Genomic DNA, 16,623 nt, shown 5'->3' on the forward strand with positions numbered 1-16,623 from the left:
ACAATATGGCAATCGTTGAAGTAAAAGTCCCTCAGCTGTCCGAGTCGGTAGAAGAAGCCACGCTGTTGCAGTGGAAGAAAAAAGTGGGTGATCTGGTCCTCGTCGACGAGATCCTGATCGAAGTCGAAACCGATAAGGTTGTGCTTGAAGTCCCCGCGCCGAGCGCTGGCGTGATCGTGGAACTGGTCGCTGCTGACGGCGCGACCGTCGCCGCCCAGCAACTGATCGCCCGCATCGACACCGAAGGCGCAGTGGGCGCGGTCGCCGCGCCTGCTGCTGCACCGGCGGCGGCCGTTGCTGCAGCGCCCGCCGCGGCTGCTGCAAACACGTCCAAGGCCGGTGTGGCCATGCCCGCCGCCGCCAAATTGTTGGCCGACAACAACCTGTCGGTTAGCGCCGTCTCAGGTACCGGCAAGGATGGCCGCGTTACCAAGGGTGATGTATTGGGTGCGGTCGCCGCTGGCGCCTCATCTGCTCCTAAAGTAGTAGCTGCATCGCCAATTCCAACGGGGGCTAAGGCGGCATTGTTGCCTCAGGTATCCGTTCCATCAGCCGATTTTGGTGACCGCCCCGAGCAGCGCGTGCCCATGAGTCGCCTGCGCGCCCGCGTGGCCGAGCGCCTGCTGCAATCGCAATCCACCAATGCGATCCTAACGACCTTCAACGAAATCAACATGGCCCCGGTCATGGACATGCGCAAGCGCATGCAGGAGAAGTTTGAGAAGGAACACGGCGTCAAGCTGGGCTTCATGAGTTTCTTCGTCAAGGCCGCAGTGCATGCGCTGAAGAAATTCCCCGTGCTGAACGCTTCAGTGGACGGAAACGATATCGTCTACCACGGCTACTTCGACATCGGCATCGCCGTGGGTTCACCCCGCGGTCTGGTGGTGCCTATCCTGCGCAATGCAGACCAGATGAGCTTTGCCGACATCGAGAAGAAGATTGCCGAATTCGGCCAGAAAGCCAAGGACGGCAAGCTGGGCATTGAAGACATGACTGGCGGTACCTTCTCCATCTCCAACGGCGGAACGTTTGGTTCCATGATGTCCACCCCCATCATCAACCCGCCGCAAAGCGCCATCCTGGGCGTGCATGCCACCAAGGACCGTGCCATGGTGGAAAACGGTGTGGTCGTGGTGCGCCCCATGAACTACTTCGCCATGTCCTACGACCACCGCATCATCGACGGCCGCGAAGCCGTGTTGGGCCTGGTGGCGATGAAGGATGCGCTGGAAGATCCGGCACGCCTGCTGTTTGATATTTAGTACACCCCCGTGCGGCTTTGCCGCCTCCCCCTTGCAGGGGGGCAACACCAGCAGCCCGGCAAAGCCGGATCTGCGGTGTTCCTGGAAGGGACTTCGCTGCGCTTGCCATGAATGAGGGCACGCGCTCCGGTCAGGGTTTTGAATGAAGTGAGAAAAGTATGAGTAAACAATTTGATGTAATCGTCATCGGCGGCGGCCCCGGTGGCTACATTGCAGCCATCCGCGCAGCCCAACTGGGCTTCAACGTGGCCTGTATCGACGAGTGGAAAAACGACAAGGGTGGCCCGGCATTGGGCGGCACTTGCACCAACGTGGGCTGCATCCCGTCCAAGGCGTTACTCCAGTCGTCCGAACACTTTGACCACGCCAACCACCACTTTGCGGACCATGGCATTTCGGCCTCTAATGTCAGCATCGACGTGGCCAAGATGCTGGCCCGCAAGGATGCCATCGTCAAGCAGAACAACGACGGCGTGCAGTACCTGTTTAAGAAGAACAAGGTCGCCTTCTTCCACGGCCGTGGCTCGTTCGTCAGCGCGGGTGCCGACGGTTATGTCGTCCATGTCGCCGGAGCAACCGAAGAGTCGCTGCTGGGCAAGCACATCATCGTGGCCACCGGCTCCAACGCCCGTGCGCTGCCGGGTGCGCATTTCGACGAAGAGCGTATTTTGTCCAACGACGGCGCGCTGCGTGTGGGCGCCGTGCCCAAGAAGCTGGGCCTGATCGGCTCTGGTGTCATCGGCCTGGAAATGGGTTCGGTGTGGCGCCGCCTGGGCTCCGAGGTGACGATTTTGGAAGGCCTGCCAACCTTCCTGGGCGCGGTGGACGAGCAAGTCGCCAAGGAAGCGTTCAAGGCGTTCACCAAGCAAGGCTTGAAGATCGAACTGGGTGTCAAGGTTGGCGAAATCAAGTCCAACAAGAAGGGCCTGTCCATTGCCTACATCAATGCCAAGGGCGAACCGCAGACGCTGGAAGTGGACAAGCTCATTATTTCCATCGGCCGCGTGCCGAACACGATTGGCCTGAACAGCGAGGTTGTGGGACTGAAGCTGGATGAACGCGGCGCCATTGTGATCGACGATGACTGCAAGACCAACCTGCCCAATGTGTGGGCGATTGGCGATGTGGTGCGCGGCCCGATGCTGGCGCACAAGGCGGAAGAAGAGGGCGTTGCCGTAGCCGAGCGCATTGCCGGCCAGCACGGGCATGTCAATTTCAACACCGTGCCCTGGGTCATCTACACCAGCCCTGAGATTGCGTGGGTCGGCCAGACCGAGCAGCAGCTCAAGGCCGGCGGCCGTGCTTACAAGGCGGGTTCATTCCCCTTCCTGGCCAATGGCCGGGCCCGTGCGCTGGGCGACACGACCGGTTTCGTCAAGGTGCTGGCCGATGCCACCACAGACGAGATCCTCGGCGTACACATCGTCGGCCCCCAGGCCAGTGAGCTGATCTCTGAAGCCGTTGTGGCGATGGAGTTCAAGGCCAGCGCGGAAGACATCGCCCGTATTTGCCACGCCCACCCGAGCCTGAGCGAGGCCACCAAGGAAGCCGCCTTGGCGGTGGACAAGCGAACCCTGAACTTTTGATCGTCAATTGAATGGAGACGACCCCACGCTGCACCGCTTCGCGGGTCGCTACCCCTGGGAGTGTTTCACCTTGGGGTAGCCCCGGTAGTGAAGAGAATCAGCCGCTAGCCCCCGTGGGACGGGCGTAAGCAGCTACTAGATTGATAGCACTCAAAAGACCTTTGTTTTGAACGTCAAACAAACCTACGAAGCCGAACTGGCCACCCGGGGCTATGTGGCCGACCCCGCGCAACTGCGTGCCGTGGATGCACTGGAGCGCTGCGCGCTGGAATGGATCGATTTCAAGGAACAGCGCTCCAACGCCTTCAAGAAGCTGATCAACCGGCCCGATATTCCCCGCGGCGTTTACCTGTACGGTGGGGTGGGGCGGGGCAAGAGCTTTTTGATGGACTGCTTCTACAACGCCGTCCCCCTCCAACGCAAAACGCGTCTGCACTTCCACGAGTTCATGCGCGAGGTGCACCGTGAACTGGCCGACTTGCAGGGCACGGTCAACCCGCTGGACGAGCTGGCCAGGCGCATGTCTAAGCGTTTCAGGCTCATCTGTTTTGACGAGTTCCACGTAGCCGACATCACCGACGCAATGATCCTGCACCGGCTGCTGGCTGCGCTGTTCGACAATGGGGTTGGCTTGGTGACCACGTCCAATTTCAAGCCGGACGACCTGTACCCTGGCGGCCTGCACCGTGACCGCGTCCTGCCGGCTATTGCGCTGCTGAACGCGAACCTGGAAGTCGTCAATGTCGACAACGGCACCGATTACCGCAAGCGCACGCTGGAGGCGATGACGCTGTATCACATGCCCAACGGTCCGGTGGCCGATGCGGAAATGGAAAAAGCCTTCAACGCGCTGGTGGAAACCCGTGACGAGGAGCCGGTGTTGCACATCGAATCACGCGACATCTGGGTGCGGCGCAAGGCTGGCGGCGTGGTTTGGTTTGACTTCAAATCGCTGTGTGGTGGACCGCGCTCGCAAAACGACTACCTCGAAATTGCCACGCAGTTTCATACGGTGTTCCTGAGCGACGTTCCGCATATGCCGCTGCGCATGGCGTCGGAAGCGCGGCGCTTCACCTGGCTGATCGACGTACTGTATGACCGGCGGGTCAAGCTGGTGATGTCGGCCGAAGTGGCACCGATAGACCTTTACACTGAGGGGCCTTTGGCTCATGAGTTTCCGCGCACGGTGTCTCGCTTAAGCGAAATGCAATCCCAGGAATACCTGTCACAGGAGCGGCGCACGGTGGATACGGGGCTGACATGAAGTATCGGCATGCCATGGTTGCGCTGTCTCTGGTTGCGATCGGTACCTGTGCCCGGGCACAGGTCGAAGGGGGACTCGCAATTGGCAATGCAGACGCAGAACGTGCGCGCATTGCATCTATCCGGGCGGAAAAGACCGCGAAGCTGGATGCCGAAGATGCCGCTTGCCTGACCAAATTTGCAGTGACGGGCTGTCAGAGCGAGGTGGGACAGCGCCGCCGCCAGATGATGGGCGAACTCAAGCGCCAGGAAGAGATTCTCAATGCCGCGCAGCGGCAGCAAAAAGGTGTGGAACAGATTCTGCGCACCGAAGATAAAGCGATTGACGATGCGCGCCGGCGTGCGGATGCAGAGGCTACGGCAGAGAAAACTGCGCAGGAAGACCGCCAAACGGCATTGGAAGACAAGCGCAAGGCCCATAAGCAACAGGCAAGCGGCAACAAGGCGCCTGAAAGCAAGTCCACATCTGTACTGGATGCGCAGGAGATTGCTAAAAACCGTGAGGCCTATCTGGAAAAACAGAGGGCACTGGACAAACGCCGCCAAGAGCGTGACGAACGCCTCAAGGACCATGGCAAGGGCGGCCCGCCACTGCCATCCAATCCGCCCTCTAATCCCTGAGATTTCGCGTTTGTTAAGGGGTCAGCGGTTCGAGCTTGACCACGACAATCGACAAATTGTCACCCACACCGCGGCCGCGGGAACGGGCTTTCTCGATCAGGAATTCAGTGGCTTCGCGCGCACTGAGCGTAGACAGTACCGAACCTAATTCACCGGTGTTGAAGTAGTGCCAGATGCCATCACTGCAGGCCATCAGCACATCGCCTGGGCGCAGCTGGGAGATGAAGTGGAAGTCCACCGGAGGATCGTTCTCGGTGCCCAGGCAACCCATCAGGATATTGGACTGTGGGTGCACCGCAGCCTGCTCTTCGGTGATCTCGCCACGGTTGACCAAGGCCTGCACGTAGGAGTGGTCCATGGTGCGTTTCACAAAGCGGTTGCCATGGAAGTGGTAAATGCGGGAGTCGCCGGTGTGGGCCCAATGGCAGTCGCCACCGGCATTGATTAAAAAGGCTGCCAGCGTACTGTGCGGCTCTTCTTCGGACGATATGGCGGTGAGCTTGATGACGACGTGGGCTTCTTGCACGACCTGCGCCAGGATGGCCGAGGCGTCGTCGGTATCGGGGTCATAACGTTCGAACAGCTGTTTGGAGGTCATCATGACCTGGTCTGAGGCTTTGCGTCCGCCGCTGCGTCCGCCCATGCCATCGGCCACGATGGCCAGAATGCAGCCGTTGACACGCGGGTGTTTGATCAGCGCGATCTGGTCCTGCTGGTACTCGCGGTCGCCCTTGTGTATGCCGGTGGAGGCTGTAAGTCGGTAACCAGTGGCCATGTTGAGTTGCTTCTGAAGCAATACTTTCTGCAAAAGGACAGTATGGTCGTATTATCAAGCCAGCACGACCTTCGATCCCGTAGTTTAAACCCGTACTTGCTGGCAATCCCCTTGGTAACAAATCTCCACTCGCCTGAGCGCCACCTTATCGAGCTGCGCATCGAGCATGCCGACCTGGATGCCATGATCGACCGCGTGGCGCACAGTTCACCGGTGGACGAACTGATGATGCGACGCCTGAAGAAGCGGCGCTTATCCTTGCGTGACGAGATTGCGCGGGTGGAACACGAACTGCAGCCCAACGAGCCTGCCTGACGCATGCTTCTCCAGGATGCGGTGGCGCGTGCTTTCAGCGCCGACGGTGCATTGGCGCGGTGCGTGGATGAGTTCAGTCCCCGCAGCGGACAGACCCATATGGCCCAGGCCGTGGCCGCCACGATGGAGGCCGGTGGTGTGCTGGTTGTGGAGGCAGGGACCGGAGTAGGCAAGACCTTTGCCTACCTGGTGCCGGCATTGCTCAGCGGCGAGCGCGTCTTGTTGTCCACAGCGACCAAAACCCTGCAAGACCAGTTGTTTGGCCGGGATATTCCGCGCCTGGTCAAAGCGCTGGGCATGCCGGTGCGTACCGCCTTGCTGAAAGGCCGTAGCAGCTACCTGTGCATGCAACGGCTGGGTGATGCCCGGCACGAGGATACGGCCTACAGGCCGTCGGTGCAGCGGGACCTGGCGCGCGTGGAGGCATGGGCGCAGGCGACCCGAGCCGGGGACATCGCAGAGTTGACGCAGCTCGATGAGCGTTCCCCCGTCATCCCATTGGTGACGTCCACCCGCGACAACTGCCTGGGCGCCCGTTGCCCGCAGATCAACAACTGCCATGTCAACCTGGCCCGGCGCGAGGCCATGGCGGCTGACGTGGTGGTCATCAACCACCATCTCTTCTTTGCCGACCTGAACATCCGCGAATCCGGCGTGGCCGAGTTGCTGCCGACGGTGCATTCGGTGGTGTTTGACGAGGCGCACCAGCTCAACGAGATCGGCGTTCAGTTCCTCGGGCGCCAGCTCACCAGCAACCAGTTGGACGGGTTTGGCCGCGACTTGGCTCTGCAGGGCCAGAAGATGGTGATGGCCCACGCGGCTTGGCCAAAGATGCTGGCCGAACTCTGCCGCAGCGTGGTGGATCTGCGTGCGCTGTGCGCCGACGACCAGGCCACCGGGCGCTTGGCGTGGGGCGCGGAACAGCCCTCCGGAATAGCCGCAGAGGATTGGCAGCGCGTGGTGGCGGACGTGCATACGGCCTTGCAACACATCGATGTTGTATTGCGCAGCATGGAGGAGTTGTCCCCCGAGCTCAAGGCCCTGCACGAGCGGGGTTCGCGTTTGATGGCAGAGCTGGACGTGTTTTCACACGCGGTCCAACCGGGTGCTGTGCGTTGGCTGGAGGCAACGGCTTCCCACGTCCGTCTGGTTCAGTCACCGTTGGATATCGCGGACGCCATGCGCACCCGGGTCATCCCGTCAGACGCTGAAGCGGGGGGCAGCCGCAAGTCGTGGATTTTTACCTCGGCCACCTTGGGGCATGACGCGACGATGGCGCATTTTGTAGAGTCTTGTGGTCTGCAGGGCGCGCAGGTCCTGCAGGTACAAAGCCCTTTTGACTACCTGACACAAGCCGCGTTGTACATACCTCTGCAGATGCCCAAGCCCAGCGACGCCGGCCACAGCGCCGCGGTGGCGCGCGTGGTGGCTCAGGGAGCGACGGCTTTGGGCGGGCGGACGCTGGTGTTAACGACCACCTTGCGTGCCATGCGCGACATTGCTGCCGCCCTGCGACAGCACTTTGATGTGTTTGCGTGCATGGACGTGTTGCTACAGGGAGAGTCGCCCAAACGGGAGCTTACGGAGCGATTTGTGAAGGGCTCCGTGGCCGGCAACAACGGGTGCATCTTGGTCGGTTCGGCCTCTTTTTGGGAGGGAATTGACGTGCCTGGCGACGCGTTGCAGATGGTGGTCGTCGACAAGCTGCCGTTTTCACCGCCTGGCGATCCGGTTGTGGAGGCGCGGGCCCGCCAGCTGGAGGCGGGTGGTAGCAATGCTTTCCACCACTACCACGTTCCCCAGGCGGCTATTGCTTTGAAGCAGGGGGCCGGGCGATTGATCCGCAGGGAAACGGACCGAGGTATCCTGGTGGTTTGCGACGTGCGCTTGAGCCAGATGGGCTACGGGCGTCGCATCCTGGCGGCACTGCCCGCCATGCGTCGCATCACAACGGAACAGGAATTTGCCGAATCTTTGGAAGAGATTGCGGTTACCAGATCTTCCACCACGGGTCATTGAGTGTGCGCGAGCCGTGCACCAGGAAGTCTGACCCTGGGTAGTTCTTCTCCAGTACACGCTTGGCATCGTCGCGCAACTGCGTCATGCCCAAGGCGTCGTAGGATCTGTACATGATGTACAGCGCTTCTTCAATCGCTGCAACTTCGCGGTAGTCAGAGACCGCCACCTGGGCCCGGTTAACGGCGGCCAGATAGGCCCCGCGCTTGTAGTAGTAGCGTGCCACGTGGACTTCGTACTGGGCCAAAGAACTCACAATGTAGTTCATGCGCAGGCGCGCGTCGCTCGCGTAGCGCGAATCAGGAAAGCGATCCACCAGCTCCTTGAACGCTTCAAAAGACTCCTTGGAGGCTTTTTGGTCGCGCTCGGTCAGATCCTGGCGCGTAAATTTGGCAAACAGACCCAGGTCATCGTTGAAGTTGATGACGCCCTTAAGGTAAATCGCGTAGTCCATGGCCGGGCTGACCGGGTGCAGCTTCATGAAGCGCTCCAGGGTTGCCAATGCCTGTGCTGTTTCAGCCGATTTGTACTGTGCGTAGGCCTTGTCCAGCTGGGCTTGCTGGGCCAACGGTGTGCCTGCAGCACGGGATTCCAGTTTCTCGAGCAGGGGTACAGCACGTTCCCATTGACCAGCTGCCATTTCTTCCTTGGCATCCGCGTAAATCTTGTTGGGACTCATCGCGGCAGTCTTGTCCACCGGTGTGCTGGAGCAACCGGCAGTCAATAGTGCGGCGGTCGCCAGCAGTGAAATACAAACGACCGATAATTTGACACGCAGCATGTTAGGAAACCTTCTTGAAACAGAGCACAGGAATTATATCTAGCGACCCAACGGTCACAGACTTCGAGGAGTTGGAGGACGCAACCGCCGAGGTGGAATGGCGCAAGCTTAGCGTGTCGGCCGCACAGCATGGCGAACGCCTGGACAAGGCCTTGGTCGAGGCCGCGCCCGAATTCTCCCGAAATTACCTGCAGCAGTTGATCGAGGCAGGGCAGGTCACGGTGAACACCCAGGTGGCCCGCAAAGCCTCGTTGAAGGTGAAGGCTGGCGATGGGCTGGTGATAGAACTGCGTCCCACGCCCCAAAGCCAGGCTTTTACCCCCCAGGCCATGCCACTGGACGTGGTATTTCAGGACGCGCACCTGTTGGTCATCAACAAGCCAGCCGGGCTGGTGGTGCACCCGGCGCCTGGCAATTGGAGCGGAACCCTGCTTAACGGCTTGCTGGCCCATGACCCGGCGATTGCTGCCGTGCCCCGGGCGGGCATCGTGCACCGGCTGGACAAAGACACCAGCGGACTGATGGTGGTGGCCCGCACCCGTGCGGTCATGGATGCGCTGGTGCAGGCCATTGCCGCGCGGGATGTCAGCCGCCAGTATCTTGCGATCGCCCACCGGCCGTGGACCGGGGCTGCGCGCCAGACCGTGGACGCACCGATCGGCCGCGACCCCCGGAACCGCCTGCGTATGGCTGTTGTCGACCTGGACAGCCAGGCCGGCAAAACGGCGAAGACCGACGTCGTGTTTCTGGACAATGCAGACGGTGGTTGCTTTGTCCGTTGCATTTTGCATACGGGGCGCACGCACCAGATCCGGGTCCATATGGCGTCCCTGGGCCACCCGTTGGTAGCAGATACGGTGTACGGTGGAACCTGCGTGGCGGGCATGCAGCGCCAGGCCTTGCACGCTGTGCGCCTGGCCTTCGCCCACCCGGTGACGGCCGAGCCAATGGTCTTCCAAGCACCGTTGCCGCAAGACTTCAAAGCCCTTCTCGCCGCGTGGGGCCTGCGTTACAATCCAGACCCACGGGTCGAAAACCCGTAAACGCCCCGGAACATTGCCGAGGCCTGGCACGGTGAATCCTTCACATCTGCTGCCGTCCGTTTGGAATCTCATTGATTGGTCACCGTGATGGTGGCGTTTCCGATAAAGCCTGACTATGAACATGGCAGACGCAAAACGGGTCTTGGAGACCGCGTTGATTTGCTCACAGCAACCTTTGCCGTTGCGCGACATGCGTTCGCTCTTCAACGAGTCATTGGGTGCAGATACGATCAAGAACCTGCTCGAAGAGATAGGCAGCGAATGGGGAGGCAAAGGTGTTGAGCTGGTGAATATTGCGTCCGGGTGGCGTTTCCAAAGCCGGCCGGAAATGCGCGAGTACCTGGACCGGTTGCACCCCGAGAAGCCACCGCGCTACACCCGGGCCACATTAGAGACCCTGGCCATCATCGCCTACCGCCAACCGGTTACGCGGGGCGATATGGAGGACATCCGTGGCGTCACCATCAACTCTTTGTTGATCAAACAATTGGAAGACCGGGGTTGGGTCGAGGTCATTGGTCACCGCGAAGCAGCCGGGCGGCCGGCCTTGTATGCCACCACGCGGCAGTTTCTGGATGACCTCGGGCTCAAGTCCTTGGACCAGTTGCCCCTGTTGGAAAGTGTCGCCAACCAGGACGGCGTGTTCGGAGCTCTGGTCGAGTCGGCCGGTGAGGCATTGGCGATGCCTGCCGCCGAAGAACCGGAAGCGAGTGACGAAAAGATGCAATTGGATATGCCGCTGGAAGCCGCGCATCCCGAGACGCCCCCACCTTTGAATGGACCTGCAGAATGAATGAGAACACGCCCGCTGAGCCAACACCTGAAGAGGTTGCGTCCGATAACAGCACCATCACCCTTGCTGCGCTGCCAGACACTGCGCCTGATACCGCGGTAGCGGCTGCGCCGCAGGACCAGGTAGTGGGCGGCAACCGTTTCAGTGATGTGATCTCGGGTCAGTTTGATGCTGATGAGGAACTCACTGAACTCACACCGCCCAAACGCGTGCTCGCGCCAATGGCCGAAACACCCAAGCTGCACAAGGTACTGGCGCAGGCGGGTATGGGGTCGCGCCTGGAGATGGAGCAGCTGATCATGGAGGGGCGGATCTCGGTCAACAACGAGCCAGCCCATATCGGTCAACGCATACAGTTTGGCGACAATATCAAGGTCAATGGCAAGCCGATTCGCTTTCGCATCGACCCGCCTCCTGCGCGCGTCATTGCGTACCACAAGCCTGTGGGAGAGGTTGTAACCCATGATGATCCCCAAAACCGGCCCACGGTGTTTCGTCGCTTGCCAAAACTGCACCAGGGCAAGTGGCAATCGGTCGGGCGTCTGGATCTGAACACCGAGGGCTTGCTGTTGTTCACCAGTTCAGGTGAACTGGCCAACAATTTGATGCACCCTCGCTTCGGTCTGGAGCGCGAATACGCGGTGCGTGTTTTAGGTTCTTTAAACAAGGACGAGAAAAAAATGCTGTTGGAAGGCGTCAAGCTCGACGACGGCATGGCCCAATTCGGCTCTATTGAAGACGGTGGCGGGGAAGGCTCCAATTGCTGGTACCGCGTCACCATTTCCGAAGGGCGCAACCGTGAGGTGCGTCGCATGCTGGAGGCCGTCGGTCACGCAGTCAGCCGCTTGATCCGTATACGCTATGGCGCCATGGTCCTGCCGCGCGGACTCAAGCGCGGGGCTTGGATGGAGCTGGATGAGGCGGATATCCGTTCGTTGGTTCAAGCCGCCGGTGGTCCCCGCACAGTCGATGGAAACCGGGAGGAGGGTGCACCGCGGCGACCCCCACAGGGCAATGGCCAACGCCGAGGTGGACGCACGGGTGGACCTCGTGGGGCAAACGCCGGCGGTCAGCCTAATCCGGTACAAAGCGGTTTCAAAGGAAGAAACGGTCAGCCGGGCAACAAGGGTGGAGGGCGACCCGATGGCAACCGTTTTGATGCGCCGAGGGGTGATCGTGGGGGAGCCTCCCAGCCGGACCCGATGAAGACCGCTTTTGGATACATAGGTGCAGACAGTTTCACCCGCCAGCGGCAAGACGGTGGGCAAAGGCCTCCCGGCGGTCCCGGTGGACAGCGCCGCAAGGGCCGTAGCCGTTAGCAGCAATGCTAAAATAGCAGGCTTTGCCCCGACTAGGGAGCAATAAGACAGATTTTCAATCAGATCAGGAAATACCATGACAATCGAACGTACTCTCTCCATCATCAAGCCCGACGCCGTTGCCAAGAACGTCATCGGCCAAATTTATGCCCGTTTCGAAGCTGCTGGCCTGAAGGTCGTCGCTGCCCGTATGGCCCATTTGTCGCGTGGTGAAGCCGAGGCTTTCTATGCTGTCCACAAGGCCCGTCCTTTCTTCAAGGACTTGGTCGATTTCATGATTTCCGGTCCCGTCATGATCCAGGCGTTGGAAGGCGAAAACGCAATTTTGAAGCACCGTGACCTGATGGGCGCCACAGACCCTAAGAAGGCTGCTCCGGGTACCATCCGTGCTGACTTCGCCGACAGCATCGATGCCAACGCCGTGCATGGTTCCGACGCCGCCGAGACCGCCGCTGTCGAGATCGCGTTCTTCTTTGCTGGCATGAACGTTTTTTCCCGCTAAGCAGTCATGCGATGACGGCCAATCTGCTTGATTACGATCTGGAGGGATTGGCCGCGTTTTGCGAGCGGCTCGGGGAAAAGCGCTTCCGCGCAACCCAGCTTTTTCGGTGGATCCACCAAAAAGGAGCTTCTCAGTTCGAGGATATGAGCGATCTCGCCAAGTCACTGCGCGAAAAGCTCAAGACCACCGCCCATGTGCAGGCACTCCCTGTGCTTTCCCAGCATATTTCTTCCGACGGAACCATCAAGTGGTTGTTTGACGTCGGCGGTGGCAATGCTATTGAGACCGTATTTATTCCCGAAGACGATCGCGGTACCCTCTGCGTGTCGTCGCAGGCCGGTTGTGCTGTAGCCTGTCGGTTCTGTTCTACAGGCCACCAGGGATTCAGCCGCAATTTGACCGCTGGCGAGATCGTCTCCCAGCTCTGGTATGCCGAGCACTTTTTGCGCAGGCATTTGAAGCAAGACGAGCGGGTCATTTCCAATGTGGTGATGATGGGCATGGGCGAGCCCTTGCAGAACTATTCCTCGTTGGTGCCTGCGCTGCGTGTGATGCTGGATGACCATGCGTATGGTCTGTCGCGCCGCAGAGTGACTGTGTCCACGTCGGGTGTAGTGCCAATGATGGACAGACTGGGCAAAGATTGCCCGGTGGCTCTGGCGGTTTCCTTGCATGCGCCCAACGATGCCCTTCGGGATGACTTGGTTCCGCTGAACCGCAAGTACCCCATTGCCGAGTTATTGGAAGCCTGCAAGCGCTATTTGGAAGTTGCCCCCAGGGACTTCATCACGTTCGAGTATTGCATGCTGGACGGCGTCAACGACACGCCTGCGCATGCGGCTGAACTGGTCAGGCTGGTGCGACCTGGCGTTGGGTCTCGAGCGTGGTGCAAGTTCAACCTGATCCCTTTCAATCCTTTTCCCGCGTCCGGTTTGGTCCGGTCAACGCAGGCGGCTGTGCTTGCTTTCTCCAAAGTTTTGAGTGATGCTGGCATTGTGACGACGATCCGCAAGACCCGGGGGGATGACATTGATGCGGCCTGTGGCCAACTCGCAGGCGATGTGCAAGATAGAACGAATATTCAGACGCGAATCAACAAGCGACGCACTATCATCATCAAGCCCGAAAATGAATTGGCTCCGCAGGGGAGCGAGGACACTGTTAATGATCAATAAACTACGCATCAGCGTCGCGACGCTTTCCTGGATCGTGTGGTCCTGTTTGGCCGGTTCTGGCGTTGTACTGGTTTCCGGTTGCGCGTCCAATATGACCGGCGCCGGCATGAATTCAGACCGCGTCACGGAATCGGATGAGCCGGAGGTCCGCAAGCGGGCGCGACTGCGGTTGGAATTAGCTGTAGCTTATTTCGACAAAGGACAGACCACCGATGCGCTGGATCACCTCAAGCAATCGATCACGGCGGACCCGACTTTGTTTGATGCGTATAACCTGCGCGGCCTGATTTACATGCGGCTCAACGATATCCCTCTTGCGGAAGAGAGCTTCCGTCGAGCGCTGTCCATCAATCCCAAAGCTGCGACGGTCCAGCACAACTATGGCTGGTTGCTATGCCAGCAATCTCGGTTTGCCGAGTCCACACAGTTGTTTAGCGCTGCCTTGGCCGAACCAACTTATGGCGAGCGCGCTAAGACCTGGATGGCCCAGGGTCTGTGCCAAATGAAAGCGGGGCAGTCCGCAGAGGCTGAGAACAGTTTTTTGCGTTCGTACGAGTTGGATGCAAGCAATCCTATTACGGCATACAACCTTTCGCAGTTGCTGTACCAACGCGGAGAATTTGTGCGTGCGCAGTTTTATGTACGTCGGCTCAACAACAGCGAACTGGCCAACGCAGAATCTTTGTGGCTGGGCATCAAGGTGGAGCGGCGCATGGAGAATCGCGACGCCATGGCACAGCTTAGTGCCCAGTTGAAGAAGCGCTACCCGCAGTCCCGTGAAAACCTGGCTTTGGAGCGAGGTGCTTTTAATGAGTGATATGGGGCTCTCCGAAGTGGTGGGTGCGGCACACAACGCCGTTTCGCCCGGTGACATGACAGCGGGTGCGATGATGCGAACTGCCCGTGAGGCCGCTGGCCTGCATGTGGCGGCCTTGGCTGTGTCGATGAAGATCCCGGTGAAAAAGCTGGAGGCATTGGAGGCAGATCGCCTGGATCTGTTGCACGACGCTGTGTTTGTGCGCGCGCTGGCCGCCAGTGTATGCCGGGCATTGAAGATCGATCCAACACCTGTATTGGGCAAGCTGCCGCTGAACGCCGCCCCCAAATTGAACTCAGACGAGGGCGGGATCAACGCGCCTTTTCACACGTCGGGTAACACGACGGGAATCTTGAGCCCGGCGCTTTTTTCCAAACCCTCGGCCATTTTGGCCTTGGCTCTTGTTGTCGCAGGCATAGCGGTTTTCTTCTTTCCGGATATCAAGTTGCCCGAGTGGTCCGGTGAGCGCACCCCTCAAGTCGCAAAGCCTGCGGACACGGTGCAGTCGATGAAGGAATCGGAGGCCTTCCCCAATAGTGGGTCGACGACAAGCACGGTACCCAACCTGAACAATACGCCCAGCCGTGAGGCGACGACAACGCCCACCGTTACGCCTTCGGCGGCTGCAGTGCCGACGGTGGCAGTGGTGCCGTCTTTTGCTAGTGCTCCGGTGGTCCTAGCCGCATCCGTGCCTGCTGTTAGCCAACCTCTGGTGGCCGCAAGTCGACCGGCCGCCGCCGCGAGCCGCGCTACCGCCGCTGCAAGCGTTCCAGCCGTGGCGGCAAGCCGAGCGACATCGGCGCCCGCCTTGCCATCAACAGGCGTGGTCGTCTTCAAAGCAAAGGGCGCGACCTGGGTCAAGGTGGTGGACGCCAAAGGCGTTGTGCAGCTGAGCAAGACGCTTGGGCTGGGCGAGGTTGTGGGCGCATCCGGTGCTATGCCGCTGTCAGTGGTTATCGGGCGCGTGGATGTGACCGACGTTGAGGTGCGCGGCCAGGCATTCAGCCTTGGCACCGTGTCCAAAGATAATGTTGCGCGATTTGAGGTGAAGTAGTGGATTCCAATTTAGCCATTGCCTTGTCGACGCCTATACGCCGTAAATCCCTGCAGGCGCGTGTGGTGTGGGGTAACCGCATTGTTACGCTCGGCGGGGATGCTCCCGTGCGTTTGCAGTCGATGACGAACACGGACACCGCTGATGCCATCGGCACCGCCATCCAGGTCAAAGAGCTTGCAATAGCCGGATCAGAAATGGTCCGTATCACGGTGAATACACCCGAGGCCGCCGAAGCGGTGCCTTACGTTCGTGAACAGTTGGACCGCATGGGCATTGACGTGCCCCTGATTGGGGACTTCCACTTCAATGGCCATCGTCTGTTGACGGACTACCCTGAGTGCGCCAAGGCCCTGTCTAAGTACCGTATCAATCCGGGCAATGTCGGCAAAGGCGACAAACGCGATAAGCAGTTTTCGCTGATGATTGAAGCGGCCCTGCGTTGGAACAAGCCGGTGCGCATCGGCGTCAACTGGGGTAGTCTGGACCAGGAGTTGCTCGCGTCCTTGATGGACGAGAACAGCCGCCGTGCCGTGCCATGGGGTGCCAAACCAGTCATGTACGAGGCTTTGATTACGTCGGCTGTCGAGTCGGCCCAGCGGGCAGAAGCCTTGGGCATGGACGCCAGTCAGATCATCTTGTCCTGCAAAGTCAGTGGTGTACAGGATCTGGTTGCCGTTTACCGCGAACTTGGACGCCGCTGCGCCTATCCCCTGCACCTCGGGCTTACAGAGGCTGGCATGGGTACGAAGGGAACCGTGGCCTCGTCTGTTGCGCTGGGTGTGTTGTTGCAGGAAGGCGTAGGGGATACGATTCGCGTTTCGCTAACCCCGGCTCCCGGCGAATCACGTTCTCAAGAGATCGTAGTCGCGTCAGAAATCATCCAGGCTTTGGGTCTGCGCAATTTTGTTCCAAGCGTGACTGCCTGTCCCGGTTGCGGCCGGACGACCAGCACGACTTTTCAGGAACTGACGCAACAAATTGACGACTTCCTGCGAGAAAAAATGCCAGTGTGGCGTAAGAGCTTCCCTGGCGTCGAGAATCTCAAGGTGGCAGTAATGGGGTGCATCGTCAACGGCCCGGGCGAAAGCAAGCACGCCGATATTGGCATTAGTTTGCCGGGCACCGGAGAGGCGCCGGCCGCTCCGGTGTTCATCGACGGCGAGAAGCGCATGACACTGCGCGGTGAATCCATCGCCGCAGATTTTCAAGCCGTGGTCGAGAACTATATCCAACAGCGTTTTGGCGCCGTGGATGCCGTGCCTACGCCTTAGCAGCTTCCCGCCGTCCCCGAACCC

Annotated in this window: 16 protein-coding genes; 14 read left to right on the top strand and 2 right to left on the bottom strand. The window is 59.8% G+C overall.

Annotated features, from left to right (window positions below; translation table 11 throughout):
* The first annotated feature begins 5 nt into the window (after positions 1 to 5).
* The 4 genes from odhB (at position 6) to AC097P_RS15330 (ending at position 4,735) form a co-directional block, all read left to right on the top strand.
* The gene (gene odhB, locus AC097P_RS15315; protein ID WP_479611294.1) at positions 6 to 1,265 is read left to right on the top strand and encodes a 2-oxoglutarate dehydrogenase complex dihydrolipoyllysine-residue succinyltransferase; all 1,260 of its coding nucleotides are present in this window, start codon (positions 6 to 8) and stop codon (positions 1,263 to 1,265) included.
* Between the two features lie 158 nt (positions 1,266 to 1,423).
* Positions 1,424 to 2,851: a dihydrolipoyl dehydrogenase gene (gene lpdA / locus AC097P_RS15320; RefSeq protein ID WP_479611295.1), complete on the top strand. Its 1,428-nt coding sequence runs from the start codon at positions 1,424 to 1,426 to the stop codon at positions 2,849 to 2,851.
* 166 nt (positions 2,852 to 3,017) lie between these two features.
* Positions 3,018 to 4,115: a cell division protein ZapE gene (gene zapE, locus AC097P_RS15325; protein WP_479611296.1), complete on the top strand. Its 1,098-nt coding sequence runs from the start codon at positions 3,018 to 3,020 to the stop codon at positions 4,113 to 4,115.
* On the top strand, positions 4,112 to 4,735 hold the full coding sequence (locus AC097P_RS15330; protein ID WP_479611297.1) for a hypothetical protein: 624 nt from the start codon (positions 4,112 to 4,114) through the stop codon (positions 4,733 to 4,735). Before zapE ends, AC097P_RS15330 begins: the two co-directional genes overlap by 4 nt.
* 13 nt (positions 4,736 to 4,748) lie before the next feature.
* Here the strand turns inward: AC097P_RS15330 and AC097P_RS15335 are convergent, their stop codons facing one another.
* Complete coding sequence (locus AC097P_RS15335) at positions 4,749 to 5,510, bottom strand: PP2C family protein-serine/threonine phosphatase (RefSeq protein WP_479611298.1); 762 nt, start codon at positions 5,508 to 5,510, stop codon at positions 4,749 to 4,751.
* Between the two features lie 111 nt (positions 5,511 to 5,621).
* Here AC097P_RS15335 and AC097P_RS15340 point away from each other — a divergent pair, with 111 nt between their 5' ends.
* Together AC097P_RS15340 and AC097P_RS15345 are read left to right on the top strand one after the other, a co-directional pair.
* A complete protein-coding gene (locus AC097P_RS15340; RefSeq protein WP_479611299.1) occupies positions 5,622 to 5,825 on the top strand; it encodes a YdcH family protein in 204 nt (67 codons plus the stop codon).
* A gap of 3 nt (positions 5,826 to 5,828) precedes the next feature.
* A complete protein-coding gene (locus AC097P_RS15345) occupies positions 5,829 to 7,844 on the top strand; it encodes an ATP-dependent DNA helicase (RefSeq protein WP_479611300.1) in 2,016 nt (671 codons plus the stop codon).
* Here the strand turns inward: AC097P_RS15345 and AC097P_RS15350 are convergent.
* A complete protein-coding gene (locus AC097P_RS15350) occupies positions 7,816 to 8,622 on the bottom strand; it encodes an outer membrane protein assembly factor BamD (protein WP_479611301.1) in 807 nt (268 codons plus the stop codon). The genes AC097P_RS15345 and AC097P_RS15350 overlap by 29 nt on opposite strands.
* Before the next feature lie 14 nt (positions 8,623 to 8,636).
* Between AC097P_RS15350 and AC097P_RS15355 the strand changes: the two genes are divergently transcribed.
* The 8 genes from AC097P_RS15355 (at position 8,637) to ispG (ending at position 16,599) form a co-directional block, all read left to right on the top strand.
* Positions 8,637 to 9,665: an RluA family pseudouridine synthase gene (locus AC097P_RS15355; RefSeq protein ID WP_479611302.1), complete on the top strand. Its 1,029-nt coding sequence runs from the start codon at positions 8,637 to 8,639 to the stop codon at positions 9,663 to 9,665.
* A gap of 115 nt (positions 9,666 to 9,780) precedes the next feature.
* Complete coding sequence (gene scpB, locus AC097P_RS15360; protein WP_479611303.1) at positions 9,781 to 10,458, top strand: SMC-Scp complex subunit ScpB; 678 nt, start codon at positions 9,781 to 9,783, stop codon at positions 10,456 to 10,458.
* On the top strand, positions 10,455 to 11,777 hold the full coding sequence (locus tag AC097P_RS15365; RefSeq protein WP_479611304.1) for a pseudouridine synthase: 1,323 nt from the start codon (positions 10,455 to 10,457) through the stop codon (positions 11,775 to 11,777). The genes scpB and AC097P_RS15365 overlap by 4 nt, the downstream gene beginning before the upstream one ends.
* A 76-nt stretch (positions 11,778 to 11,853) precedes the next feature.
* Complete coding sequence (gene ndk, locus AC097P_RS15370; protein WP_479611305.1) at positions 11,854 to 12,279, top strand: nucleoside-diphosphate kinase; 426 nt, start codon at positions 11,854 to 11,856, stop codon at positions 12,277 to 12,279.
* Positions 12,280 to 12,290: 11 nt separating this feature from the next.
* Positions 12,291 to 13,454, top strand: a complete 1,164-nt coding sequence (gene rlmN, locus AC097P_RS15375; RefSeq protein ID WP_479611306.1) for a dual-specificity RNA methyltransferase RlmN — start codon at positions 12,291 to 12,293, stop codon at positions 13,452 to 13,454.
* Positions 13,444 to 14,271 (top strand): type IV pilus biogenesis/stability protein PilW, encoded by an 828-nt coding sequence (gene pilW / locus AC097P_RS15380; protein ID WP_479611647.1) that lies wholly within the window; start codon positions 13,444 to 13,446, stop codon positions 14,269 to 14,271. Before rlmN ends, pilW begins: the two co-directional genes overlap by 11 nt.
* On the top strand, positions 14,264 to 15,325 hold the full coding sequence (locus tag AC097P_RS15385; protein ID WP_479611307.1) for a helix-turn-helix domain-containing protein: 1,062 nt from the start codon (positions 14,264 to 14,266) through the stop codon (positions 15,323 to 15,325). Before pilW ends, AC097P_RS15385 begins: the two co-directional genes overlap by 8 nt.
* Positions 15,325 to 16,599: a flavodoxin-dependent (E)-4-hydroxy-3-methylbut-2-enyl-diphosphate synthase gene (gene ispG, locus AC097P_RS15390; RefSeq protein ID WP_479611308.1), complete on the top strand. Its 1,275-nt coding sequence runs from the start codon at positions 15,325 to 15,327 to the stop codon at positions 16,597 to 16,599. Before AC097P_RS15385 ends, ispG begins: the two co-directional genes overlap by 1 nt.
* Positions 16,600 to 16,623: the final 24 nt, after the last annotated feature.

The sequence above is a fragment of the Rhodoferax sp. ZS1R8 genome (genome assembly GCF_056521325.1).